Raw genomic sequence first — 23,207 nt, 5'->3', positions numbered from 1 at the left:
AGAGGGTGATGGAAAATGGTGATATGCACAGGTTCGGCTGGCGCTCGGTACCGGGTCGCCCACTCTGGCGCGCACCGCGCCGTCTGTGGGCCGACAGACGCCGAGGCCACCAGCGAGGTCGTCGGAACCCCGGCCATGGGCGTGACGCCGCAGAAGGGGGCTCTGCGTCGCCCCGCGCCGGCGGCCGGTCCTGGAAGACGTACCTGACGTCGCTCTTCAGCCTGCGGAGCGTCGCAGGCCAGGCGTTCGTATGGCAGCTGACGGTCCTCTTCCTGCTCGCGGCCACCGCGATGGTGGTCCTGGTGCTCAAGACCACGAACGACGCCCAGACCGACGCCCGCCACCGATCACTCGCCGTGGCGGAGGGCTTTGCGCACTCCCCCGGCGTCGTGCAGGCGCTGCAGTCTCCCCACCCCACAGCGGCACTCCAGCCGCTCGCAGAAGCCGCCCGGAAGGGTTCCGGCGTGGGTTTCCTCTCCGTGCTCAGCAAGAGCGGGGTCCGCTACACCGACCCCCAGCCGAGTCTGATCGGCCGGCGTGCCCAGGGCGACATCGGGCGGGCCGCGGCCGGCCAATCGTTCACCGAGATCTTCAAGGGCGAGCCGCAGAGCGCGGTCCGGGCCCTCGTGCCCGTCACCGACGCACAGGGCACGGTGGTCGGAATCGTCACCGCGGGCGTGCAAACCGTGGATGTCGGCGCCACGGTCAGCCGCCAGCTGCCGGTCCTCGTGGGGGTCGCGGCGGGCTCGCTGGTCCTCGCCGCGGGCGGGGCGGCGCTGGTGAGCAGCCGGCTGCAGCGTCAGACGCACGGCCTGGGACCCGTCGAAATGACCCGGATGTACGAGCACCACGACGCCGTCCTGCACGCAGTCCGTGAAGGTGTGCTGATCCTGGACGCGGAGCGGCGGCTGGTGCTGGCCAACGACGAGGCCCGGCAGCTGCTCGGCATGCGCGCGAGTGCGGAGGGGCTGCCTCTGGACGCATTGGGCCTGGACCCGGAGATGGCCGCACTGCTGGGAACCGGGCGCACCATGACCGACGAGGTGCATCCGTCCGGGAGCCGCCTGCTGGCCGTCAATCTCCGGCCCACCGCTGTGCACGGTGGGTCCGCCGGATGGGTCGCGACGCTGCGCGACACCACCGAGCTGAGTGCGCTGGCCGGCCGGGCCGAGGACGCCCGGGAGCGGCTGAAGCTGCTGAACGAGGGCAGCACACGCATCGGCAGCACCCTCGACCTGGGGCGCACGGCGCAGGAACTGGCCGAGGTGGCGGTACCCCGGCTCGCCGACTTCGTCAGCGTCAACCTGTTGGAGACCCTGCTGACCGGAAGCGAGCTGCCCCCGGGACCGGTCACCGGCGCCGAGCTGCGCCGGGTGGCGCACCTGTCCGTTCTGGAGGGCACACCGGAGGCTCTGGTCGAGGTGGGCGACGTCGTGTACTACCCCGAGGACTCGCCGCAGGCCCGCTGCCTGGCGACCGGGCAGTCGGAGCTGCATCGCGTGGCGGACCCGGCCATCGACGCATGGCTGGCGACGGACCCCGCGCGCCTGGCCAAAGGGCGCGAATACGGGTTCCACTCGTGGATCGAGGTGCCCTTGATCGCCCGTGGTACGACGCTGGGAATGGTGGACGTCGCCCGGTCCCGGCACCCCGAGCCGTTCGAGAACGACGATCTGGCCCTCGCCGAGGAGCTGGTCGCCCGGACCGCTGTCTGTCTGGACAACGCCTGGCGCTTCCACCGCGAGCGCACGGCGGCTCTCACCCTGCAGCACAGCCTGCTGCCACGGCGCCTGCCGGAGCAGTCCGCCGTGGAGGCGGCCTTCCGGTACCTGCCGGCCGATCCCCGGCTGGGGGTGGGCGGCGACTGGTTCGACGTGATTCCGCTGTCCGGCGCACGCGTGGCACTCGTCGTCGGTGACGTGGTCGGACACGGCATCCACGCATCCGCGACCATGGGCCGACTGCGCTCCGCCGTACGGACCCTGGCCGATGTCGACCTGGCTCCTGACGAACTGCTCACCCACCTCGACGACCTCGTCATCAGGCTGGCCGCCGAATCCGAGCCGGACGGGGAGTCCGCCGCCCCGGGAGACGTCGGCGCCACCTGCCTGTATGCCATCTACGACCCGGTCTCGGGCCGCTGCTGCCTCGCCCGCGCCGGACACCCGGCACCGGCGGTGGCACGTCCGGACCATACTTCCGCCGTCTTGGACCTGCCGGCCGGACCCCCACTAGGGCTGGGTGGGCTCCCCTTCGAAGCGGTGGAGACGGTACTGCCCGAGGGGAGCCTGCTTGCCCTCTACACCGATGGCCTGGTCCAGTCCCGACAGCGGGGGATGGACGCGGGGATCGACGCGCTGCGGCAGGCGCTGACGGCCCCGGACCTCCCGCTGGACGCCCTGTGCGACGAGGTGGTCACCACCCTGCTTCCCGACCGCCCCGCCGATGACGCCGCCCTGCTGCTGGCCCGGGTCCAACGCCTCGACGTCGAGCGGGTCGCGACCTGGGACGTGCCCGCCGACCCCGCGGCGGTGGCCGGGGTCCGTACGGCCGCCGTCCGCCAACTGTCGGCATGGGGCTTGGAGGACAGCGCGTTCGTCACCGAACTGATCGTCAGCGAGCTGGTCACCAACGCCGTCCGGTACGGCGCCGCTCCGATCCGGCTGCGACTGATTCGCGACCGCGCGCTGATCTGCGAGGTGACCGACGGCAGCAACACGGCACCACACCTGCGCCGGGCCCGCGTGTTCGACGAGGGCGGCCGGGGCCTGCTGCTCGTCGCACAGCTCACACAGCGCTGGGGTACGCGGCAGACCACCACCGGCAAGGTCATCTGGTGTGAGCAGACGCTGCCCGCGGACGTATGAGGACTCGCCCGCCGAGCACCCGATCGTCCCGGACGGCCCGGCTGCCGGTGCCGCTCGTCAGTGCCGTGACCCGATTCCGAGGATGTCCCGGTCGGCCGACGAGCGACCGACCGGGACATCGGACTCAGGCCAGGTCGAACCGATCGAGGTTCATCACCTTGTCCCACGCTGCCACGAAGTCCCGCACGAACTTCTCCGCCGCGTCCTCGGACGCGTAGACCTCCGCGACGGCTCGGAGCTGGGAGTGCGAACCGAAGACGAGGTCGACGGCGGTGGCGGTCCACTTGGGCTCGCCCGTGGCGCTGTCCCGGCCTTCGAATACGTTCTCAGCCGAGGCCGACGCCTTCCACTCCGTGCCCATGTCGAGCAGGTTGACGAAGAAGTCATTGGTCAAGGTCTCCGGCCGTTGCGTGAAGACGCCATGTGAGGATCCCGCGAAGCCGGTGTTCAGGACCCGCATCCCGCCGAGCAGAACCGTCATCTCGGGAGCGGTCAGCGTCAACAGGCTGGCGCGGTCCAGCAGGAGCGTCTCCGGCGACAGCTTCTCCCCCGCCCGGAGGTAGTTGCGGAACCCGTCCGCCCTGGGTTCGAGCACGGCGAACGACTCCACGTCGGTCTGTTCCTGCGAGGCGTCCGTACGTCCCGGTGCGAACGGGACGGTGATGTCGTGCCCGGCGTTCTTCGCGGCCTGCTCGACGGCCGCGCAGCCGCCCAGGACGATCAGGTCGGCGAGGGACACCTTCTTCCCGCCGGTCTGCGAGCCGTTGAAGTCCTGACGGAGCTGTTCGAGGGTCTGCACCGTCTCGGCCACCTGGGGCAGGTCGTTGACCTCCCAGTCCCGTTGCGGCGCGAGACGGATCCGTGCCCCGTTGGCGCCGCCCCGCTTGTCGGTGCCGCGGAAGCTCGCCGCTGCGGCCCAAGCGGTGGTGACCAGCTGGGAGACGGACAGCCCCGAGGCGAGGATCCCGCCTTTGAGGGCAGCGATGTCCTCGTCCGCGACCAGTGCGTGATCGACCTCGGGGACGGGGTCCTGCCACAGCTGCGGCTCGGGAATCCACGGGCCGAGGTAGCGCGAAATGGGCCCCATGTCGCGGTGCAGCAGCTTGTACCACGCCTTGGCGAACGCCACCGCGAGCTTGTCCGGGTTCTCGTGGAAGCTCTTCGCGATCGGCCCGTAGACCGGATCCAGCTTCAGCCCGAGGTCCGTCGTCAGCATCATGGGCGCGTGTCTCTTCGACGGGTCATGGGCATCGGGGACAGTGCCCTGGGCCGACGGGTCCTTGGGAGTCCACTGCTTCGCGCCGGCCGGGCTCGTCGTCAGCTCCCAGTCGTACCGGAACAGGTTGTCCAGGTACCCGTTGTCCCACTTCGTCGGCTCCGCGGTCCATGCGCCCTCAAGTCCGCTGGTGAGCGCGTCGGCTCCCTTGCCGCTGCCGTAGGTGTTCCGCCAGCCGAGGCCCCGCTGTTCGAGGGGCGCCGCCTCGGGTTCCGGACCGATGTACGAGGGATCGACCGCGCCATGGCACTTGCCGAAGGTGTGGCCGCCGACGATGAGCGCGACGGTCTCCTCGTCGTTCATCGCCATCCGTCCGAACGTCTCGCGCACGTCCCTGGCGGCAGCCATCGGATCCGGGTTGCCGTTGGGCCCCTCCGGATTGACGTAGATCAGTCCCATCTGCACGGCGCCGAAAGGCGTGGCGAGTTCCCGGTCGCCGCTGTAGCGCTCGTCTCCGAGCCAGGTGTCCTCGGGCCCCCAGAAGATTTCCTCGGGTTCCCAGATGTCCTCTCGCCCGAATCCGAACCCGAACGTCTTGAACCCCATCGATTCCATGGCACAGTTGCCGGCGAAGACCAGCAGGTCGGCCCAGGAGATTTTCCGGCCGTACTTCTGCTTGACCGGCCAGAGCAAACGGCGTGCCTTGTCGAGGCTCGCGTTGTCCGGCCAGCTGTTGAGGGGGGCGAAGCGCTGGGCGCCGGCGCCGCCACCGCCCCGGCCATCGGCGATGCGGTACGTTCCCGCGGCATGCCAGCTCATCCGGATGAAGAGCGGCCCGTAGTGACCGTAGTCGGCAGGCCACCATTCCTGCGATGTCGTCATCACCTCGAAGACGTCCTGTTTCAGCGCGTCGACATCGAGGGTCGCGAACTCTTCCGCGTAGTCGAAGTCCTCGTCCATCGGATTGGACCGGGACGAGTGCTGGTGGAGAATCTGAAGGTCCAGCTGATTCGGCCACCAGTCCCGGTTCGTCCGGGGCCGAGTCGGCGTGGGGGCCGGGGAGGAGATTACCGGGTTCTCGCTTTCGCTGCCGGACACGTCCGTCCTTCTTCCTGTCGCGGTGTTTCCTTCTGCTGGCTGCTTGCTCTTGCCGGCTGGTTGCTTTGCCAACGTCAAGCACTGCGACCCGCGCTCGTAGCGCGCCATGGCGCCCGCCGGCTGGAAACGCCCGACCAGACCCGCGGTAGTCAACGCGGGCTGGCGGCCAGCGAGAACCTTCCCTCATGCACGACGTCGATGATCGAGCCTGGGTCGGCGTCCGTATGGTCGCGCACGGAAGACCGCACCGCTACGAAACACGCAGAGCATCGCCGCATCACACAATTCGAGGCATCGCTGTATCACGCAATTCGACGCACACGGCAAGGTCATCGGCGGCGCCCCCGGCCCGACGCCGATCCGTCGGCGATCGCCGTCGGCGATGACGATACGGCCGATGATGGTCATACCGGGCCCGTGCTACTCCGCGGTGCGCATGAGCCGCGCCCGGGCATGCCGGCGGCGAGCAGTTACCCGCGCGCCACCACGGGGGCGTGTCTATGGTGCAAGTAAACAGATGCACTCGATCACAGACCTTTTTGGAGAACATCCGGCTATTGACCGCCCCCATACGAGGGGAGCCATCGATCATGTCCGGCAGGACCACGAGATCTCTGGAGCAGTACCGCTCCAAACGGCATACCGCCCGCACGCCCGAGCCGACGGGTGGCGCCTCGCCCAGGGGCGGCGAGCGGCGCTTCGTCATTCAGAAGCACGCGGCTTCCTCCCTGCACTACGACTTCAGGCTCGAGGCAGGCGGGGTGCTGAAGTCGTGGTCCGTGCCCAAAGGCCCTTCCACCGACCCTCGTGAAAAGCGCCTGGCCCTGCGCACCGAGGACCACCCGGTGGACTACGTCGACTTCGAAGGCGTCATCCCGGAAGGGGAGTACGGGGCCGGGTCGGTCATCGTCTGGGACACGGGCACGTACCGGAATCTGGCCGAGAGCGAGGGCAGGAAGGTCCCTGTGTCCAAGGGAGTTGACCAGGGCCATGTGAAGGTGTGGCTGGAAGGGGAGAAACTACGCGGCGGATACGCACTGACACGTACGGGGCCAAAGGGCGGGAAGGAGCGGTGGCTTCTGGTGAAGACCTCCGACGAGGAGGCCGATGCCCGCCGCAACCCTGTGAGCTCCGAACCTGCCTCGGTTCGGTCCGGCCGCACGGTGGAGGATGTCGCCGCGGACGCCTGAAATCCGGATCAAAAGGAAGGAGGTGATCTCGGCATGGCCCGGCCTGTGTGGAATGGAGTTTTGACCTTCGGGCTGGTCACCCTGCCGGTACGGATGTACTCGGCAACCGACAGCCACACCATTCGATTCCATCAGCTTCAGCGCGGGACCGCCGACCGGATCCGCGTCAAGCGCATCAACGAGCGTACGGGGAAGGAGGTTTCCGCGGGCGATATCGTCAAGGGGCTCGAGGTAGGAGACGAGTATGTGGTCGTCGAGCCGGACGAACTCGACGAGATCGCACCGGGCCGATCCAAGGCACTTGAAATCACCGAGTTCGTGGACCTGGCAGAAATTGAGCCGGTATTTTTCGACCAGACATACTATCTGGGGCCGGCAGGGAAGGAATACGGAAAGGTCTACACACTGCCGAACCGGGCACTGACGGATTCCCACAAGGCCGGCATTGCCAGGTTCGTGATGCGCAACCGCGAATACCTCGTCGCGGTGAAAGCCGAGGACGAGGTGCTGGCCCTCCACACCTTGCACTGGGCTGACGAAGTCCGCAACCCGCACAGCGAGGTGCGCGATCTACCCGGCAAGACCAAGGTCGCGAAGAAGGAAATACAGACTGCAATGCAACTCATCGATGCGCTGACCACCCGCTGGTCACCCGAGGATTTCCACGACGAGTACCAGGAGCGGGTCCGTCGACTGGTGGAGGCAAAGAGCAGGGGTGAGAGTGTGGAGAAGGCCGAAGAACCACCCGAGTCCACCAATGTCGTGGATCTGATGAGTGTTCTGCAGGAAAGTGTCGAATCGGCTCGGAGTCGAGGCACGAAGAGCGGGCCCAGTAAAGGAAAAGGCCGGACAAAGACCAAGAAGAGCGATCTCGAAAGCCTGACCAAGTCCGAGCTGTACGAGCGTGCCACTGAGGCCGGCATCCGCGGACGTTCCTCGATGAACCGCGAAGAGCTGATCGCGACCCTTGCCGAACGAGCGCGCCATGGGCGTCGGAAAGCAGCCTGACCGGAGGGGCGGCCCCGGGGAACGCCCGGTGGCGCGCCACGCTCCCGCACGGTGGAGAGTCGCGGAGGAATGATGCCCGAACTGCCGGATGTCGAAGGGTTCCGCCAGGTGCTGATCGGCTGTGGCCGGCGGTGTGTCACGGGCATCGAGGTGCGTGACGCGGGGGTGCTGCGGGGTGTCACCGAGAAGCGGCTGCGAAAGGAATGCGAGGGAAGGCGGCTGGGGAGGGCCTGGCGACACGGCAAATGGTTGTTCGCGCCCACGGACGGCGGCCCCACCCTCGTCTTTCATTTCGGCATGACGGGCGCACTGTGGTGCTGTTCGCCTGATGAGCCGTTCGCCGTGCATGACCGCCTTGTGCTGACCCTCGACGATGCCCGTAGCCTGCGCTATCGCGATCAACGCAAGTTGCAGGGCGTGCAGTTGGCCGACGAAGCCGCCGTCGACCGGATTCTGGACCGGCTGGGGCCCGATGCCCTGGCCGTGGACCGGGCGGAGCTGACGGATCTGCTGTCCGGGCGGCGGGGCGCGGTCAAGAGCGCGCTGATGGACCAGTCCGTCATCGCGGGACTGGGGAATCTGCTGTGCGACGAGATCCTCTGGCGGGCCCGCGTCGCCCCCCGGACCGCGGCACGGGACCTGAGCGAGACGGCGTACCGGGACCTCCACGCGGCGATGGGCCGGGTGCTGCGCACCTCCGTGCGCGACGGGTGCGTACCGCCGCGGCGTTCCTGGCTCACGGGGCGACGCGACGACAGCGAGCCGCTGTGCCCTCGCTGCGGACGGCCCCTGAGCTCCGGTCGCACCGCCGGACGCCGCACCGTCTGGTGTCCGCACTGCCAGTCCTGAACGGCGCTCCCGTGAACTGGTCGTACGGAGAGGACTACGGCTCTCGGTCCAGGGCCCGGGCCGCGACCCGCAGGTCCGAGACGAGTCCCGCGTAGGGTGCCTCGCGGTCTTCGGCACGCAGAATCGCCGCCGGGTGGAGGGTCGCAACGATGAGTCCTCCGCCGCCGGTGGCCGCGCCGGAAGCCCCCTCTCTCGGCGCCCTGATGAGCGTGCCCCGGTCGTGCGTCACCCGGAACGAGCTCCCCAGCAGCGCCTTGCCCGCGGTCGCACCGAGTGCCACCACCACCTCCGGGTCGACCAGCCGCAATTCGGCGCTCAGCCAGGGGCGGCAGGCCGTCATCTCCCGCAGGCTGGGGGGTTTGTGGATCCGGCGCTTGCCCTTTGCCGCGGTGGTGAATTTGAAGTGCTTCACCGCGTTGGTGAAATAACTCTGCCCCTCGTCCAGTCCGGCTTCCCGCATCGCCTTCCGCAAGAGGCCGCCGGCCGGCCCGACGAACGGTTCTCCCTGGCGGTCCTCCTGATCGCCCGGCTGCTCACCGACGAGCATGAGGCGCGCCGAGGAACTGCCCGATCCGAACACCGTCCCCGAGGCGTCCTGGAAGAGCGGACAGCCCTGGCAGTCCGCTGCCGCACGCCGATGAGCTGCGAGCCCTCCGCGCCGGGGCAGGTAGGGGGTGGCGTCGTACTGCTTCCCGTCGTGCTGCCCGTCCATCTGGTCGCCGTGGCCCATGCTGTGCCGCCTCCTTGCGGCGGTGGGCCCCGGCCGGCCCGGCGCCCGCACCACGGGTTCCCGGACACGGGGAGCCCCTAACCGGTCGACGGGAGGATGGACACCGCTGGCCGTACGGCAGGCGAACCGTACGGACCCGACGCGAGGAGCTGAGCAGTCGTGGCTCTCCTCCCCTGGATCGCTCAAGGGTTCGCTGCTGCCGTTGATCACCCGGTAAGCGTCTGTTGATTGCCTTCGCTCCTTCTGCGGCTGCGGCGCCCCGCCCCCCCCCCCAGACAGTCCAGTCCTTCTGCGACTCCTGCGGGGCCTTCCTGCGCTGGGACCGTCCGGCACCGCCCTCACCCGCAGCGGACCCGGGACGTCCGTCCGCCGCGGCCCCTCCGACCCCACGGCCCCCGCGTCCAGACGGCGGGCGGCCCCCGGCCGCTGAGCGGAGCCGGGGGTCGCCTGTCGTCCGGGACGGTCAGCCGTCGTCAGCCGGGGCCATGCGGGAGGGCGAAGGTCTTCACCGTTTTGCCGTCGTGCTTGTAGACGACCTTGGGCGTGGCATCGGCCTGCGCCGCAGGCTTGGGGTAGGTCAGCGTGTACGTCCCGTTCGGGTCCATCCGGCTCTGCACCGGACCGGGCTTGTCCTCGTTCATGACACCCGTGACGCCGTGCTCGGGATCCTTGACGGTCGCGGTACCGGTGTTGCCGTCCAGCGTGAGGGTTTCGCCGCTGTCGACCTTGACCTCCTTGACGTAGTCCGTGGGCATGGCGAACGCCGCGCCGGTCGGTACGGCGAGGGCGGCACTGGTCACCGCGACGGCGAGGGCGGCACGCAGCCCGTTGCGCTTGGCGCGCGGGGCGTCCGACCTGGCTTGCTTGGGCATGGCTGCTCCTTCACAGATGGGCATTCGGTACAAAGGGCGCAGAAAAGCACCCATGCCCGGCACGCTAGGCAGCGCCCGTTTCAGCCGTCCCAAGATCCTGTATCAGGCATGTCGCGATCGTTCATCGGCCCCGTCTCACCGACCGGAGACCGGCTCCACCTGGCGTTCTTCCCGTGTGCCCGCCCAGGCCTTCGGGCTGCGCGAGGTACCGCTCCCGGGCACCGGCTCGGAGGTGTCGGCGCCCAGGGCGACGATCCGGTTGTCCGCATCGACATGTACGACCTTCGGACGCAGCGCGCGGGCCTCCGCATCGTCCACCTGGGCATAGCTGATCAGGATGACCAGATCCCCCGGGTGCACCAGATGCGCCGCCGCCCCGTTGATACCGATGACACCCGAGCCCCGCTCGCCCTCGATGACATACGTCTCCAGGCGGGCCCCGTTGTCGATGTCGACGATATGGACCAGCTCGCCGGGCAACAGGTCGGCGGCCTCCATCAGCGCGGCGTCGATGGTCACCGACCCCACATAGTGCAGATCGGCCTCCGTCACTGTGGCCCGATGGATCTTGGACTTGAACATCGTGCGCAGCATTTTGGACTCCTGGAAGACGGCTCCCTGCCAGCTTTCTGCAGGTCAAGGGCGGTCTTCACTCTACAACTGGCACGCGCCTGACTCGAAGATTGTGAGGAACATCGCTTCCCTCTGAGGAGTGGGCTCATGCCTGCACTTCCGTGCGATCCACGCTGTTGTGCCGTCGCCGACCAAGCGCCTGTTCAGACGCCCGTCTCGGAATGTGCGAGGACTGGTGCTGATCAGATGCCGACTTACCTGACAGCACATCAGGAACATGCGAGGCATGCAGATGGCCTGGGCAGTGGTACCGCTGCCCAGGCCGGTGTCGGGTCAGTCGGGAAGGAGGCCGGCGGTGCTCTCCAGGACGGCCATGGCACTGGACAGTTTCATCGCGGCCTGGGTCCAGGCGAGGGAGCGCGGCCCGTCCAGTACCTCTCCCGCCACCTCGTCACCGCGGTGAGCGGGCAGGTCGTGCAGGAAGGACGCTCCGGGCCACCGGCGCATGAGCGCCGGGTCCACGTGGAAGGGACGGAACACCTCCCGCCACGCCGGGTCGGCTTTGCTGGTTCCGGTGGTCTGCCACCGGGTGGTGTAGACGACGTCCACCTGGTCGGGCAGGTCGGCCAGGTCGTGTGACTCGGCCAGCGAGGCCCCTGTGCTGTCGGCCAGCCGCCGGGCGTGCGTCAGCGTGTCGGCGGGGAGGCCGTACCCCGGCGGCGTGACGAATGTGGCGTGGGCGCCGGGCACCGTGGCGATGCCGTACGCCAGGGCGGTGGCCGTGTTGTTCCCTTCGCCGATGTACAGCACCCGGATTCCGCCGAGATCGCCGTGGGCGAGGGTGAGTGTGGCGAGGTCGCACACGCCCTGGGTCGGGTGCTCCTCGGCCGCCATCGCGTTGATCACCGGCAGGCCGCCCGCGCGGGAGAGCTCCCGCAGCTCGGCGACGGGGCTCGCGGTGCGTACGACGAGCAGGTCCAGCATGGCCCCGAACACCCGCCCGGTGTCACCGACCGACTCCCCGGTGTTGAGCTGGAGGTCGTGTGGGCCGTAGGCGATCGGGGTGCCGCCGAGCCGTGCGGCACCCACCTGGAACGCGGTCCGCGTGCGCGTGGAAGTACAGCTGAACAGGAGACCGACGACGCGCTCGCGCAGGGGCCGGTCATGCGCCTGCCGATTGTGGAAGAGCTCGACCGACCTCGCGACGAGCTTGCGCAGGGCGGCGGGCTCCAGGTCCGTGAGCGAGAACAGCCCGCGCTCGTGTGCAGGGCCTGGTCGGCCGTAGAGGTCGTTCACAGGGTCTCTCCCTTTGTCAAGGCACATCCGTCAGGCGCCAAAGCGCCTCCGTCAGGCGTGCGAGCACATCCGTCAGGTCTGAGGGGACATCCGTCAGTACAAACGCAGTCGCTGTCCGAGCCCGCGGCGCACGGCGACCTTGTGCACGGCGTCCAGCAGGGCGACATCCAGGATCGCCATACCGAAGGGGTTGCTGATGACATGGCCGCCACGAGGCCGAACGGCCGGCACCTGGCCGGTCAGCACCTGGCCGAGTGTCCCGTTCAGGACACGCGCGGTGTTGTCCGCGCCGGTGGCGGCATGGCCGACTCCGGGCTCGACGCCGGGTGCGCCGACCAGCCCGTCCCGCAGCAGAGCCCCCAGGACGCGCCGGGGGTTGTCCGCCACCAGGGAGATGTCGTCCACGTAGAGGGCCTCGGCCGTCAGGAAGGCATCGGGCAGCAGGTCGGCGAGGGACACATGAGCGACGAAGGTGCCCGGCTCGAGCCACGCGGCGGGCAGATACCCGGCGTCCGTGGTCGTCGTGGTCACGATGACCGGTGCGGCCCCCGCGGCCGCCCGCGCGCTCGGCGCGATGTGCGCCACCAACTGCGGGCAGTGCCGTGTGAGCCACTGCGCCAGCCGCTCGGCACGCGCGGGATCGGTGTCGTACAGGTGCACGGTCTTCGCCTGTGGGAAGGCGGTACCGAGCATCTCAAGGTGGAGGCGGGCCAGTGTGCCGCAGCCGATGACGCTGAGCGTGTCCCACTCCACCGGTCCGAGGTGGCGCAGGCTCACCATGGTGTACCCGGCGGTGCGCGCGGCGCTGAGCCAGCCGGCTTCGGCGAGCACGACAGGGCGGGCCGTGTGGTGGTCGAAGAGCAGACTGATGCCGGCCGCGCGCTCCCTGCCGAGTTCGGGATTGCTGGTGGCCGCGTTGATGAGCTTCACGCCGCGCACCGGAGTCTCGCCGTCCGCCTCCACCGCCCCCAGCATGGCCAGCGAACGGCAGTAGGCACCCGCCTCGTTGGTCCAGGGCAGGTATCCCTCCGGCGGCATGCGGATGGCGCCCTCGGCGTGGTGCCGGAGGGCCCGGGCGATCGTGTCGCACACGTCCACGTCGCTCGCGCACGCCAGCATGGCCGCGCGGTCGAGAAAGAGCAGCTCTTCGGTCACGTGCCGCACTCCTTTGGCTCATGGGTCCGCACGGTGTCGCGTGCGGCGGTCGGCATGCGTGGGTCTTTCGACGTGTGGTCGCTCACGGGCTCGGCTCGCCGAGGAGCGAACCGGCGGAGGCGGCCCTGGGCGGCCGTAGGACCGGTGCGGAGACGACGTCCACCTCGTCGCCGGCGCCCCGGTCGCCGATTCCCTGGCTGCGCCGCCAGGCTCCGGAGTACACGGTCTCCTCGTAGCGGTCGGCGCCGTCCGGGCAGACGCACGCCGCCGCCGTTCGCCCGGGGTCGGTACGGAAGAGGCGCAGCGCCGCCGCGACGAGCGCCCCAGAACTCGCTCCGATACCAAGGCCCGTCTGCTCGCGCAGCCACAGGCAGGTCCGCACGGCCTCCTGCGGCGTGACGTAAAGCGTCGGACGGTGCCCTTGAGGCAGGAAGGACGAGGTGCAGCTCGCTCCGATCCCGGAGAGCACTCGCCTGCCCGGGGCACCGCCGAGGGCGGCCGACCCGTTGACATCGACGCCGATCAGTTCCCAGTCGGGCTCGGCCCCGGAGAGGTAGTTGCGGAACCCGGCGAGCGTGCCGCCCGTGGAGACCGCGACGAGGACGCTCATGGGGGCACCCGCGGTCTGACGGTGCAGTTCGGGTGCCGTCCAGCGGGTATGGGCGGCTGGATTGGCGGGGTTCGTGTACTGGTCGGTCCAGACGAGCCGGGGGTCGTGGCGCAGTCGGTCCCGTATGTACTTCAGGCGGTTGAGCAGGTACCCGCCGGCGTGATCGGGGGCATCCACGCTCACCACCCGCGCCCCCAGGGCCCGGATGTCACGGACCAGCGAGCCGCTGACGCGTGGGTCCACCACCGCCGTGAAGGGAACCCGGCGCGACGCCGCGATGGCGGCCAGGGCCAGACCGAGGTTGCCGGAGGTCGACTCGATGACCCCGGCATGCGCATCGATACGCAGGGCGACGTCCTGCCACAGCGCCAGAGCGGTACGGCCCTTGATCGATCCGTACGGGTTGTACGCCTCTAGCTTCAGCCACAGGGTCCGCGGCACGCCGTCGATCCGGAGACGGACGGGAGCAACGGGGGTGGGTGCCCAGTCGACGGCGGCACACGTTGGACGCCGCGGGTCCGTTACAGCGCTCTCCTCGTGCCGGCCGGACGTGGACATGGCCGCTCCTTGCTGCCGTTCGCGGTCTGGGGCGAATCGAATGCCGGTGGCACCCGAACGCGCTCGGGTTCGAGCATCTCAGCGCGCCGCCATGCGGTCATCAGCGTGAATTCGCCTTGCTGGGCCAGGTAGTGATGACCGGAAATCATGGTCCCGCGGCCGGTGCTCCCTCCCCTGCCCTTGACGAAAGCAGAATGAGCCGGACGCATACCGAAACGGCGAATTTCTCACCATGAACGCATTACTCGCCGAGGCCACACCTCCTGCATCGCGAGGGAACGGGTACCCACTGATGCCGGCCGGCCGAAGGCAGGCCGATCTTGCCCGCGATTTCACGCCAATGGGGCCTGGCTGACCACATGTTGCTTCTCCTGCCCCACTGACCCCGTCCATCAGGCTGCCGACCGATCCGGCCGTGCCGCAGAACATGCCCTGGGGATCGCCTCTGAGCAGTTCAACCGCGCCGGACGCCGCCTTCTCCTCCATGACTGCTCGGCCCGACTCGGCCATGACGCCGTGTCAGTCGAACGGTGCGAGAAATTTCCGGCACACGGCCGCCATCTTCCGTCCCGCCAATTCAGTCTGATGTCATTCGACGGGGGTTTTCCTCTCGGGTCCGGCCTGTTCGCGGTTTAGCATGAGGAGCTCGGTCCTGACACATCTCCATAGCTCGGTCCTGACACATCTCCATAGGAGGTCTGGTGGGCGTCCCGCTGTCGAACGACGCGACACACCTCACCGCAGAGTCGGCCACTGATGAACGCCAAGGGCGCGGCGCCGGAGCGCCCCACGCACCGTCACCTGAACCGGACGCCCCCACGCTGCGGGTGTCCGCCTATCACCATCTCCGCCCGGCGGACCGGGTTCCGCCGGGACGGCCCCACGTGTTCTTCGATCCGGTGGACACCGAGATCGGTGTGTGGGCGACCACCGACCTGATCCGCCCCGGCTGCACCGTCCTCGACCTCGGCTCGGGCAGCGGCGCGGCGGCCGCGGCGATGGCCAGGGCAGGCGCCCGCCAGGTGCACGGCGTCGACATCTCCGACGACAGCCTGACGTGGGCGAACGAGCACCACGCCGGGACGGACGGCGACAGCCGTGTGTCCTTCGGCCGCGCCGACTACACCGCGCTCTCATCCGCCGAACTCCTCAAGACCTGCCCGTTCTCCGCACCGCCGAGCGTGATCACCAGCAATCCGCCCTACGTGCCGCTGCCCTCCCATGAGGAAGCGAGCAGAACGTCCATCGACGGCGGAAGCGACGGCCTTCAACTCGTCAGGTATGTGGTCGGGCACGCGGAGGCCCTGCGGTCCGACCTCGCGATCACCATCGGCAGCTACACATCGCCGCGCCGTGCGGCGGCCCTGCTGCACGACCACGGCTACCGGCTCTCCGCCCTCACGCTCGGCGCGCTGCGCCTGGGGGACCACACCCGCGACAACTTCGCCAGAGTCCGCGAGTTGGAGGCCGACGGCGAGGCTCCCCTGTTGAGACTCGACGACGGCACCCCCTACTACCTCGTCCTCGGGCTGTCCTGCCGCCGTCAGGACCGCGCACCGGCCGCCGCGGCCCTCCCACCGGACGACCTGCTGCCGCTGCTTCAGACGGCCTGCCGCTCGCGGACACCGATGCTGGAAGCACTGGACACCGACCCACTCCGGGGGCGCGTTCCCGTGCGGATCGTTAACCTGCCCGACGATCCCCGGCGCCGCCATGTCTGATCCGGCGCCACAGGGCGCCACCGGCTCGTGGGCCCCGAGCCGACCGCTGTCGGTGGGGGTCGAGGAAGAGTTCTTCGTGGCGGATGCGAAGACTCACGAGCTGTGCGACATCACGCCCCTGCTCGACTCGATGGCGGGGAACCGCAGCCGGCACGGCACCGAGGACTACGGTACGGAGCTGCGATCCTGCATAATCGAAAGTCGTACCGCGATCTGCTGGAGCCTGTCCGGGCTCCGGGCCGATCTCCGCACCCGGCGCGACGCCCTGGTGCGGGCCGCCACGGAGGCAGGGTGCGCGATCGCCGCCGCCGGTACCTACCCGTCTGGTGACTGGCGGCAGGTGGGTTTCACGCCCCAACCCCGGTTCGACCACATCGCCGGCACCTACGCACGGCTCGCCGCCGAGCATCTGGCCTGTGCCTGCCACGTCCATGTCGGTGTGGAGGATCGCGACACCGCTGTGGCCGTGATCAACCGCGTGCGCCCATGGCTTCCCGCGCTGTTGGCGCTGGCAGCGAGTTCACCGTTCTGGACAGCCGAGGACACCGGCTACGCGAGCTACCGAACCATACTCTGGGCGCGCTGGCCGATGGCGGGCATCCCACCGACGCTGTCTTCCTACGCCGACCACCGTGCCCGGGTGCGCCGGTTCATCGACATCGGCATCAGCGCCGACGCCGGTCAGCTCTTCTGGGACGTCCGACCGGGCACCCGCTACGACACCGTGGAGTTCCGCATCGCCGACGCCTGCACCACGGTCGACGAAGCAGTTCTCCAGGCCGGGCTGTCCCGGGCCCTGGTCCACCGCTGCCTGACCGAGATCGCACGCGGCGAACCAGCTCCGCCGACGGACCCCGAACTGCTGGTGATCGCCAAGTGGCGAGCGGCCAGGTTCGGGCTCAGCGGAGAGCTGGTCGACCCCCTGGCGGCCGAACTCGTCCCGGCCGCCGTGCTCGTGGACCGGTTCCTCGACCACGTGCGAGGCCCGCTCACGGACGCCGGCGACTGGGCCGAGACCACCGACCTGGTGAACCGAGCGTTCCGTCGGGGCAACTCCGCCGACCGCCAACGCCGCGCCCTCACCCGCAGCCGCCGCGTCGCCGACGTGGTCGAGCTGCTGATCACCGAGACCATGGCCACCGAGTCCCGATGAGGGCTCACGAGCAAGGAAGAAACCCCATGCCGAACGTGCCCGAATGTGTGATCACCGCCTACCCGGACGGGCCGCTCCTCGTACGCGGTGCACACCGCATCGTCGACGTCGACGGCAACGAGGTCGAGGTCACCCAGCCGATAGTCGCACTGTGCCGCTGCGGACACTCCGGCCAGAAGCCGTGGTGCGACAGCACGCACAAGCTGACCCGCTTCCGTGACCCGGCCCACCGCCGCCGACGCGACTCGGACTAGAAGGTGTCCGGTGGTCGCCCAGGCGACCACCGGACACCCCTGGCCCACTCGACCCGCTCAACCCACTGTGGACGTCCCTGCCGCACGGCCGGGCGTCCACAGGGAGGGATCGCCCTCCGCCCAGCGGTTGAGCAGGTACTCGGCGGACATGCCGTCGAGGCCGGTCCACGCCGACGCGCCGAAGAGCACTTCCGCCGCGAGGGAGGGGTCCTGCTCCAGTACGGCGCCGACCAAGTCGTGCAGAGCGATCATGTCGTGCACGGAGTCGGCGATCACGTGCTCGTCGAAGAAGCCGGTGGCCTGCGGGCCGAGGCCGAGCCTGCGCATTCCCTCCGCGACCTGCTTGTTCGCCAGCGCCGAGGTCATCTCCGCGACCGCGAGATGGCCCGCCAGGGCTCCGCGCAGCCGCCGGTGCAGCCCGAACATCGACATAATGTTGACCGTCGCCAGGATCGGGCCGGGGATGAGGTCCAGATAGGCGCCGTAGCGGCCGTCCAGCTCCAGCGCGTCCATGGTGTTCCGGTAGAGCACCGCGTGTATGCGCTCGGCCCGTCCGCTGCCGAACTCGTCGAACTCGATCTCCAGCAGGGCCGTTTTGGCCTTGCCCGTCATGCGGGGGATGCCCCAGGCGTGCGGATCGGCCTCCTTGAGCTGATACGCGGAGCGCTGAATGACGTAGTCGCGCATCTCCGCCAGGCCGGCGTCGTCGCGAAGGTAGCGCGACAGCGGCGGCCCGGACTGGTTGGCGATCCCCGTCAGGGCAGCCACGACGTCCGGCTTGTCCAGCGCTTCGGAACCGCCGAACCGCTCCCGGAGCGCGGCCTCGAACCTCTCCTCCAGCCGTCCGCGCAGCCGCATCAGCGCGGGGTGCCACTCCCAACGATCGTCCACTCCGGAAAACCCGCGGTAGTGCAGCTCGTAACACACGTAGAGGGCGAGATGCAGATCGTCGTCGACCAGAGCGTCGCCCTCGACGACCTGGGCGCAGGTGAATTCTCCCGGACGGCCCGTCAGCGCGTGAAACAAGTCCTCCGTGACCGGTCCCCGAGGCTCCGGCAACACCGCGATCTCGTGCTCCGACGGTCCGACAGAAGCAGACGACACATCAACCTCCCCATACGGCACCCGGTGCGCCCACACGAGCTCAAAGCGCCCACCGACAGTAGAGCGGAGTTCCCACGTCGATCAACACCGCGCTAAGGCCCCGCCGGAGCGTTCCAGCGGGGCCTGTATGTCTCTCGCGCTCTCACACACGTCTCACCGACCGTGCGAACTCCCTCGGACCTACGAGGCCCTGACCTGGTATGACGTTCCGGCACCGGCTGGCCGGCGGGCTTCTCCGCACCAGCTCGACCGACGTCGTCCACCGGCCTGTGGCACGAGACCACACGACGCGCTCTTGGCGAGAGGTCTCAGCCACACGGGGCTGAAATGCGAGCGTCGAGACCACTCTGCCGGTTCCTGCCGTCGATCAGGACCTCCGAAAGCAGCGCTCGACCACGACCGGCGTGACAGAGTTCGGCTTTCGCGATCCGAGGCGGGGAGTGATGTGCACATCGATGGAGCTGTCGACGTGCTCGCCTGTGGAGTACTGCTGTGGGGTACTGCGTCACCTTACGCTGTCGAGGTCGCCACTGCTTCGCGTATTCCTCGACCGTCTGCTGGCCGAGCTCGCGGCGGGGCTCGGCGACGGATGGCGCCGTGGCCTTCTTCTCTGCGTAGATCTGCGCAAGGCGCTCGATCGCGTCGTCCTGCGTGCCATAACCGGACTCCTCGCGCTGCTTGCCCAGCGCGCCCCTGAACCGAATCGTCTACGGGTGCGGGCAACGGGTGGGCTTGTCACAGTCGCAGTCCTTGAAGAAGGACCCCATGCCGCGGGCGAGCTGTCGGGCCACGTATCGAGCCCTCCGAGAGGGAGCAGGAACCAGGCACAGGGGCTGCACAGGGGGCGGAAGGTCAGCAAGCGGAGATCGTGCTGCGATGCCTGCTGACCCTCTGCTGACCTGGCGGTTTCCCTACCCTACGGCGAGTCGCATGCCCGGGCAGCAGTCCCCAGCTCTTCAGGACTCATGCTGACCACTCGCCGACTCTTCCGACGCGTCGCCAGTCGGAACCGGGAGGGCTGCGCCGCCCCCTCCACTCCCCTACCGCGACGACATCGCCGGCCTACGCGACGCTCCTCGGAGTCGCGCCGTGATCGCCGTCACTGCGGCAAACAGTGGCGAGACCCCCTGTCCGATCAACACCGGTCGACGGCTCAAGGGCCCGCTGTGCCCCCTACGCTCGTGAGCGCTGTCGTCTGACGAGGAGGACCCGCATGACCGAGCCCGACGCGGTGATGGCCGAGATCGGCCGTGGTATCGAGCTGAGCCACAGCGGCGAACGGGAAGCGGCCCACCGCGTGTTCGCCGGCCTCTGGGACGCGATCGGCGCCACCGGCGACGCCTTCCATCGCTGCGTGCTCGCCCACTCGATGGCCGACGTCCAGGACGATCCGCACGAGGAACTGGTCTGGGACTTGCGGGCGTTGGAGGCGGCGGACCTGATCTCGGACGAGCGGGCGCGGCAGGGGGGTGTCGGCGGCTCGGTCGCGATCTTCTATCCGTCTCTGCACCTCAACCTCGGGGACGTCTACCGAAGGCTCGGCGACCTCGACAGTGCCCGCGATCACATCGCGCGCGGACGTGCCGCGGTCGGTGAGCTCGGCGACGACGAGTACGGGCAGCTGATCAGAGAAGAGCTGGACCGGCTCGCGCACCAGCTGTCGACGGCCTGAGGGGCGGGACCCTCGCAGAAGCACGATCGCATCCACGACATCACCCTCGGTTCGCCCCCTGCGACGCACCACACAGCAGCGGCCAGCAGCGGCCGTCCTGCCGGCAACAGGCGGATCCACACCGGGAAATGGGCAACAGAGCCCCCTGCTATGGTGCGCCGATGTCATCGATCAAGCAGTTCCAAGTCACCTTCGACTGCGCAGAACCTGCGCGCCTCGCCGGCTTCTGGTGCGAGGTGTTGGGGTACGTCGTACCGCCGGTCCCGGAGGGGTTTGCCACTTGGGAGGACTACCACCGCTCGCTGCCGCCTGAGGATCAGGTCGTCTACTTCGCATGCAGTGATCCCTCCGGTGTGGGCCCGCGCCTGCTCTTCCAGCGCGTTCCCGAAGGGAAGATCGTCAAGAACCGGGTGCATCTTTGCGTGCGGGCCGGCACCGGACTCGTGGGGGAAGAGCGCCTCGCCACACTGGAGGCCGAATGCGCACGACTGGTCGCGCTCGGTGCGGTACACCTGCGAACGCTGCTTGCCGATGGCGAGAACGAGTCGTGCATCGTGATGCAGGACATCGAGGGCAACGAGTTCTGTCTCGACTGAGCGTCCTCCGCGACGACGAGTCGGAGGGGGCGGCGCCCAGTGGAAGGCAGCACATCGCCCGCCGCGGGGCGCACGGCGGGCGATGAGTCCGACTCCGAGAATTGCGTAAAAGGACAGCGGATCAGCTCTTCCTCCGGGCGATCACCGGGCGGAGGTCCCCTTGCCGGGCGATTCCGGCGACCCAGAGGTCCTCGCTCTTGGGCACTGTGGCGAGGCCGCGTACGACCACGCCCGGGTCGGCGACCCGCTCCCACCGGCCGCGCTGTGCGTCCCAGCGCAGAGCAACCGGAGCGGCGCCCTTGCCGCCCACCGCCCAGAGCTGCCCGTTGCCGGTCCGGCCGACGGCACGCAGCCGTTGGCCAGCCCGCCCGGGCGCTCCCCTGCCCGCTCGACGGCCACCGCCTCGTCGGCGAAGACCAGCCCGGCGGTGTGATCCCGCCTGGAGACAGGCCGAACAGGCGGCCAGCGCCAGCGCGACGCCCCGGCGCACGCCGTCCGAAGCCCGCCCCAGCACCCCCGTCAGCAGCGACCCGCTGCCGTCAACTGCTCCTGCTGGTAGCGCAGTCGGGACAGCGCGATCGCGAGCGGGACGTACCGGTCGTCGCGGCGGCCGGAGGTGTGGGCGACGGCCGCCGCGAGGTTCTCCCGCTCACCGCTCAGTGGTCCCTCCGCGGTATCGGCGACCACCGGCCTGTTCCGGCCGCACCCGGTGTCCGCGCCGTCACCCCCGCCGTCCGCCCAGACCTCGGCCGCTCCCCGGGCATCGAATCCGCCTCCGAGGACGGAGAGGCGCCGGAACACGGTCTGCTCGACGGGTCGAGTAATCGAGGGCTCCAGTCGATGGCGGCGCGCAGCTCGCGGTGCCGGCCGGGCCCGGTTCTGGTGCCGTAGGTGAACAGGGTGAGCCGGTCGTCCAGGCCGCGCAGAATGTCGCCCAGCGGGAGGGAGCCGGTGCGGCCGGCGGCCAGTTCGATGGCCAGCGGAAGGCCGTCCCGCCGTCGGCAGATCTCTGCGACGGTACGGACGTTGCCGGGGCCGAGCGCGAAGCCGGGGTCGGCCGCGCAGGCCCGATCGGCGAAGAGGCGGACCGCCTCCGAGCCCTCCAGCGCTTTCGCGTCCGCGCCCTCGCCCTCGCCCTCGCCGGCCGACGCCAGCGACAGCACCCCCACCCGGAACACCACTTCGCCGGCGCCCGGAACGCCTCCCGGCTGGTGGCGAGAATCCGCAGGCCCGGGCAACGGGCAAGCAGGGTCGCGGCCAGCTGTGCGCACGCCTGTGCCAGATGCTCGCAGTTGTCCAGGACGATCAACAGCGTACGGGTGCCCAGCGCATGGACGAGTGCCTCCACGCCCGCCCGGCCACCGCGCTCCCCCACCCCAGGGCCGCGGCGACGGCCTGGGGTAGCTGCTCGCCCTCGTGGAGCGCCTCCAGCTCGACCAGCCGGGCGCGGCCGTCCCGGCCGCCGCGCACCCCCTTCGCCAGCTCAACCGCCAGCCGCGTTTTGCCCACCCCGCCGGGCCCGGCAAGGGTGCGCAGCCGCGAGGACTTCAGCAGCGTGCGCAGCCGTACCAGCTCTCGCTCCCGTCCAAACGAACGAGTCGAGTGCGTACGGCAGTCCACGGCCCTGCACGGCCGGCCCGTCCGACGCAGGTCCGTCCGGCGCAGGCCCGTCCGGCGCAGGCCCGTCCCGTGCGGGTCCCGCCCTGCGGTCCCGCGACGCGGCGAGGCCGCCCGTCACGATCGAAGGTTCTGGAGGATGACCGGCACCTGGGGAACCTCCTGCGCAAGCTGTCGAAGGTGCTGCACGTCGGGGCGGCGAACTTCTGCTGGTTCCGCGACCCGTCCAAGGCGCTGTGCCTCAAGCTCGCGTGCACCCCGAACGCCAAGAAGCCGCTGGTGGGGATGTGTGACTCGGCCCGTTGCCCGCAGGCCCCCACCACCGCAGTCACCGGCCCGTGTGGCTCGGACAGATCACCGTGATCGACACCTTCGTCGAGAGCCCGCGGGTCGCCAAGGGCGAGAAGGAACGGCTCCTGCCCGAACTCGGGACCGCCCGATCGCCTCACCCGGCCACGGCTGCCCCCTTTTCGGGCCCCGGCCGCATGCTGGAGCGCCCGCACTGTCGTCGAGTCGATGCACACCACCGTCCAGTCGACGGCGCCGACGGCATCGGAATGCTGCTGGACATGGGCCAGCAGGCGGTCCCAGGTGCCGTCGACCGGCCAGCGTCGGAAGCGTTCGTAGGCCGTCTTCCACGGCCCGTACTGCTCGGGCAGGTCCTGCCAAGCCGCCCCGGTGGACAGCTTCCACAAAATGCCGTTGACCACCTGCCGCCACTGCGAGGCCGGGTTCGAAGGCTGCCGGGTTGTCCGGATATGACATGCAGCGATGCGCACCATCTCGCACTGCGCTGTGCGTCCGGGGAACCGCGTGGGCGGGAATTGCTGCGACTTCGGCCCAGCTGCTCTTGCCGCCAGTTTCCGAGCCTGCAACGATCCCGGACACGCCCTGACCGCTACTGGCTCCATCCGCAGCTGACCAGGGATCGTTCGCACGATCACGTTCGAGGTCGTTTGGCCTTGGACGGCCGCCTAGCGGGGTAGGGGACGCGGCGTCCAGACTTGCTCTGGATCCGCAGCGCAGTATGTCGGGTCATCCCTGGCGGCCGTGGGCCACCAGGGATGG

The 23,207-nt window shown here is 69.4% G+C and carries 22 protein-coding genes and 1 pseudogene; 10 read left to right on the top strand and 13 right to left on the bottom strand.

The annotated features are described in order from the left end of the window. The first annotated feature begins 23 nt into the window (after positions 1 to 23). Positions 24 to 2,867: a SpoIIE family protein phosphatase gene (locus tag ACZ5XZ_RS02580; RefSeq protein ID WP_468973812.1), complete on the top strand. Its 2,844-nt coding sequence runs from the start codon at positions 24 to 26 to the stop codon at positions 2,865 to 2,867. A 124-nt stretch (positions 2,868 to 2,991) separates the two neighbouring features. Here ACZ5XZ_RS02580 and katG read toward each other — a convergent pair whose 3' ends face one another. Then, complete coding sequence (gene katG, locus ACZ5XZ_RS02575) at positions 2,992 to 5,181, bottom strand: catalase/peroxidase HPI (protein WP_468973809.1); 2,190 nt, start codon at positions 5,179 to 5,181, stop codon at positions 2,992 to 2,994. 590 nt (positions 5,182 to 5,771) lie between these two features. On the opposite strand from katG, the gene ACZ5XZ_RS02570 reads away from it, so the two are divergent. The 3 genes from ACZ5XZ_RS02570 to ACZ5XZ_RS02560 all read left to right on the top strand — a co-directional run bounded on the left by ACZ5XZ_RS02570 (position 5,772) and on the right by ACZ5XZ_RS02560 (position 8,228). Next, the gene (locus tag ACZ5XZ_RS02570; RefSeq protein WP_468973807.1) at positions 5,772 to 6,371 is read left to right on the top strand and encodes a DNA polymerase ligase N-terminal domain-containing protein; all 600 of its coding nucleotides are present in this window, start codon (positions 5,772 to 5,774) and stop codon (positions 6,369 to 6,371) included. 33 nt (positions 6,372 to 6,404) lie between these two features. Next, entirely contained in the window at positions 6,405 to 7,379 is a 975-nt protein-coding gene (gene ku / locus ACZ5XZ_RS02565) for a non-homologous end joining protein Ku (RefSeq protein ID WP_468973804.1), read from the top strand. A gap of 69 nt (positions 7,380 to 7,448) precedes the next feature. Beyond that, positions 7,449 to 8,228, top strand: coding sequence for an Fpg/Nei family DNA glycosylase (locus ACZ5XZ_RS02560; protein ID WP_468974163.1), 780 nt, complete (start codon positions 7,449 to 7,451; stop codon positions 8,226 to 8,228). Between the two features lie 34 nt (positions 8,229 to 8,262). Here ACZ5XZ_RS02560 and ACZ5XZ_RS02555 read toward each other — a convergent pair whose 3' ends face one another. The 6 genes from ACZ5XZ_RS02555 to ACZ5XZ_RS02530 all read right to left on the bottom strand — a co-directional run bounded on the left by ACZ5XZ_RS02555 (position 8,263) and on the right by ACZ5XZ_RS02530 (position 14,022). Further along, positions 8,263 to 8,958 (bottom strand): UdgX family uracil-DNA binding protein, encoded by a 696-nt coding sequence (locus ACZ5XZ_RS02555; protein WP_468973802.1) that lies wholly within the window; start codon positions 8,956 to 8,958, stop codon positions 8,263 to 8,265. 473 nt (positions 8,959 to 9,431) lie between these two features. Further along, the gene (locus ACZ5XZ_RS02550) at positions 9,432 to 9,830 is read right to left on the bottom strand and encodes a hypothetical protein (RefSeq protein WP_468973800.1); all 399 of its coding nucleotides are present in this window, start codon (positions 9,828 to 9,830) and stop codon (positions 9,432 to 9,434) included. 135 nt (positions 9,831 to 9,965) lie between these two features. Then, positions 9,966 to 10,424, bottom strand: a complete 459-nt coding sequence (panD, locus tag ACZ5XZ_RS02545; RefSeq protein WP_468973798.1) for an aspartate 1-decarboxylase — start codon at positions 10,422 to 10,424, stop codon at positions 9,966 to 9,968. Between the two features lie 312 nt (positions 10,425 to 10,736). Further along, positions 10,737 to 11,699 carry an ornithine carbamoyltransferase gene (locus tag ACZ5XZ_RS02540; protein WP_468973796.1) on the bottom strand — a complete coding sequence of 321 codons (963 nt, stop codon included), beginning with the start codon at positions 11,697 to 11,699 and terminating at the stop codon, positions 10,737 to 10,739. A gap of 93 nt (positions 11,700 to 11,792) precedes the next feature. Then, the gene (locus ACZ5XZ_RS02535) at positions 11,793 to 12,854 is read right to left on the bottom strand and encodes an ornithine cyclodeaminase family protein (protein WP_468973794.1); all 1,062 of its coding nucleotides are present in this window, start codon (positions 12,852 to 12,854) and stop codon (positions 11,793 to 11,795) included. Positions 12,855 to 12,936: 82 nt separating this feature from the next. Then, positions 12,937 to 14,022, bottom strand: coding sequence for a pyridoxal-phosphate dependent enzyme (locus ACZ5XZ_RS02530; RefSeq protein ID WP_468973792.1), 1,086 nt, complete (start codon positions 14,020 to 14,022; stop codon positions 12,937 to 12,939). Between the two features lie 884 nt (positions 14,023 to 14,906). Between ACZ5XZ_RS02530 and ACZ5XZ_RS02525 the strand changes: the two genes are divergently transcribed. Genes ACZ5XZ_RS02525 through ACZ5XZ_RS02515 form a run of 3 tightly spaced genes read left to right on the top strand, consistent with a single transcriptional unit; the run spans position 14,907 to position 17,150 of the window. Beyond that, positions 14,907 to 15,743 (top strand): methyltransferase domain-containing protein, encoded by an 837-nt coding sequence (locus tag ACZ5XZ_RS02525; protein WP_468973790.1) that lies wholly within the window; start codon positions 14,907 to 14,909, stop codon positions 15,741 to 15,743. Further along, positions 15,736 to 16,896, top strand: coding sequence for a carboxylate-amine ligase (locus ACZ5XZ_RS02520; RefSeq protein ID WP_468973788.1), 1,161 nt, complete (start codon positions 15,736 to 15,738; stop codon positions 16,894 to 16,896). The genes ACZ5XZ_RS02525 and ACZ5XZ_RS02520 overlap by 8 nt, the downstream gene beginning before the upstream one ends. A 26-nt stretch (positions 16,897 to 16,922) precedes the next feature. Next, positions 16,923 to 17,150: a CDGSH iron-sulfur domain-containing protein gene (locus ACZ5XZ_RS02515; RefSeq protein WP_399144957.1), complete on the top strand. Its 228-nt coding sequence runs from the start codon at positions 16,923 to 16,925 to the stop codon at positions 17,148 to 17,150. Positions 17,151 to 17,207: 57 nt separating this feature from the next. On the opposite strand, the gene ACZ5XZ_RS02510 is transcribed toward ACZ5XZ_RS02515, so the two are convergent. Beyond that, positions 17,208 to 18,254: an iron-containing redox enzyme family protein gene (locus tag ACZ5XZ_RS02510; RefSeq protein WP_468973785.1), complete on the bottom strand. Its 1,047-nt coding sequence runs from the start codon at positions 18,252 to 18,254 to the stop codon at positions 17,208 to 17,210. A 1,213-nt stretch (positions 18,255 to 19,467) separates the two neighbouring features. Here ACZ5XZ_RS02510 and ACZ5XZ_RS02505 point away from each other — a divergent pair. After that, the gene (locus tag ACZ5XZ_RS02505; RefSeq protein ID WP_468973783.1) at positions 19,468 to 19,926 is read left to right on the top strand and encodes a hypothetical protein; all 459 of its coding nucleotides are present in this window, start codon (positions 19,468 to 19,470) and stop codon (positions 19,924 to 19,926) included. A 161-nt stretch (positions 19,927 to 20,087) separates the two neighbouring features. Continuing rightward, positions 20,088 to 20,522 carry a VOC family protein gene (locus tag ACZ5XZ_RS02500; protein WP_468973781.1) on the top strand — a complete coding sequence of 145 codons (435 nt, stop codon included), beginning with the start codon at positions 20,088 to 20,090 and terminating at the stop codon, positions 20,520 to 20,522. A 121-nt stretch (positions 20,523 to 20,643) separates the two neighbouring features. Here the strand turns inward: ACZ5XZ_RS02500 and ACZ5XZ_RS02495 are convergent, their stop codons facing one another. The 4 genes from ACZ5XZ_RS02495 to ACZ5XZ_RS02480 all read right to left on the bottom strand — a co-directional run bounded on the left by ACZ5XZ_RS02495 (position 20,644) and on the right by ACZ5XZ_RS02480 (position 22,142). Next, the gene (locus ACZ5XZ_RS02495; protein ID WP_468973779.1) at positions 20,644 to 20,832 is read right to left on the bottom strand and encodes a hypothetical protein; all 189 of its coding nucleotides are present in this window, start codon (positions 20,830 to 20,832) and stop codon (positions 20,644 to 20,646) included. Between the two features lie 209 nt (positions 20,833 to 21,041). After that, complete coding sequence (locus tag ACZ5XZ_RS02490; RefSeq protein WP_468973777.1) at positions 21,042 to 21,209, bottom strand: hypothetical protein; 168 nt, start codon at positions 21,207 to 21,209, stop codon at positions 21,042 to 21,044. After that, positions 21,179 to 21,691, bottom strand: a complete 513-nt coding sequence (locus ACZ5XZ_RS02485; RefSeq protein WP_468973775.1) for a hypothetical protein — start codon at positions 21,689 to 21,691, stop codon at positions 21,179 to 21,181. Before ACZ5XZ_RS02485 ends, ACZ5XZ_RS02490 begins: the two co-directional genes overlap by 31 nt. Positions 21,692 to 21,827: 136 nt before the next feature. After that, positions 21,828 to 22,142, bottom strand: coding sequence for a hypothetical protein (locus ACZ5XZ_RS02480; RefSeq protein ID WP_468974189.1), 315 nt, complete (start codon positions 22,140 to 22,142; stop codon positions 21,828 to 21,830). 177 nt (positions 22,143 to 22,319) lie between these two features. Between ACZ5XZ_RS02480 and ACZ5XZ_RS02475 the strand changes: the two genes are divergently transcribed. Further along, positions 22,320 to 22,502, top strand: a complete 183-nt coding sequence (locus ACZ5XZ_RS02475; protein ID WP_468974187.1) for a hypothetical protein — start codon at positions 22,320 to 22,322, stop codon at positions 22,500 to 22,502. Between the two features lie 95 nt (positions 22,503 to 22,597). Here ACZ5XZ_RS02475 and ACZ5XZ_RS02470 read toward each other — a convergent pair. Then, positions 22,598 to 22,870: pseudogene (locus tag ACZ5XZ_RS02470) on the bottom strand (transposase); the annotation flags it as partial. Positions 22,871 to 23,207 lie beyond the last annotated feature (337 nt).

It is taken from the genome of Streptomyces sp. NPDC033270 (genome assembly GCF_055576575.1).
The sequence above is the reverse complement of the archived record's forward strand: the minus strand, read 5'-3'. Positions and strand labels throughout refer to the sequence as shown.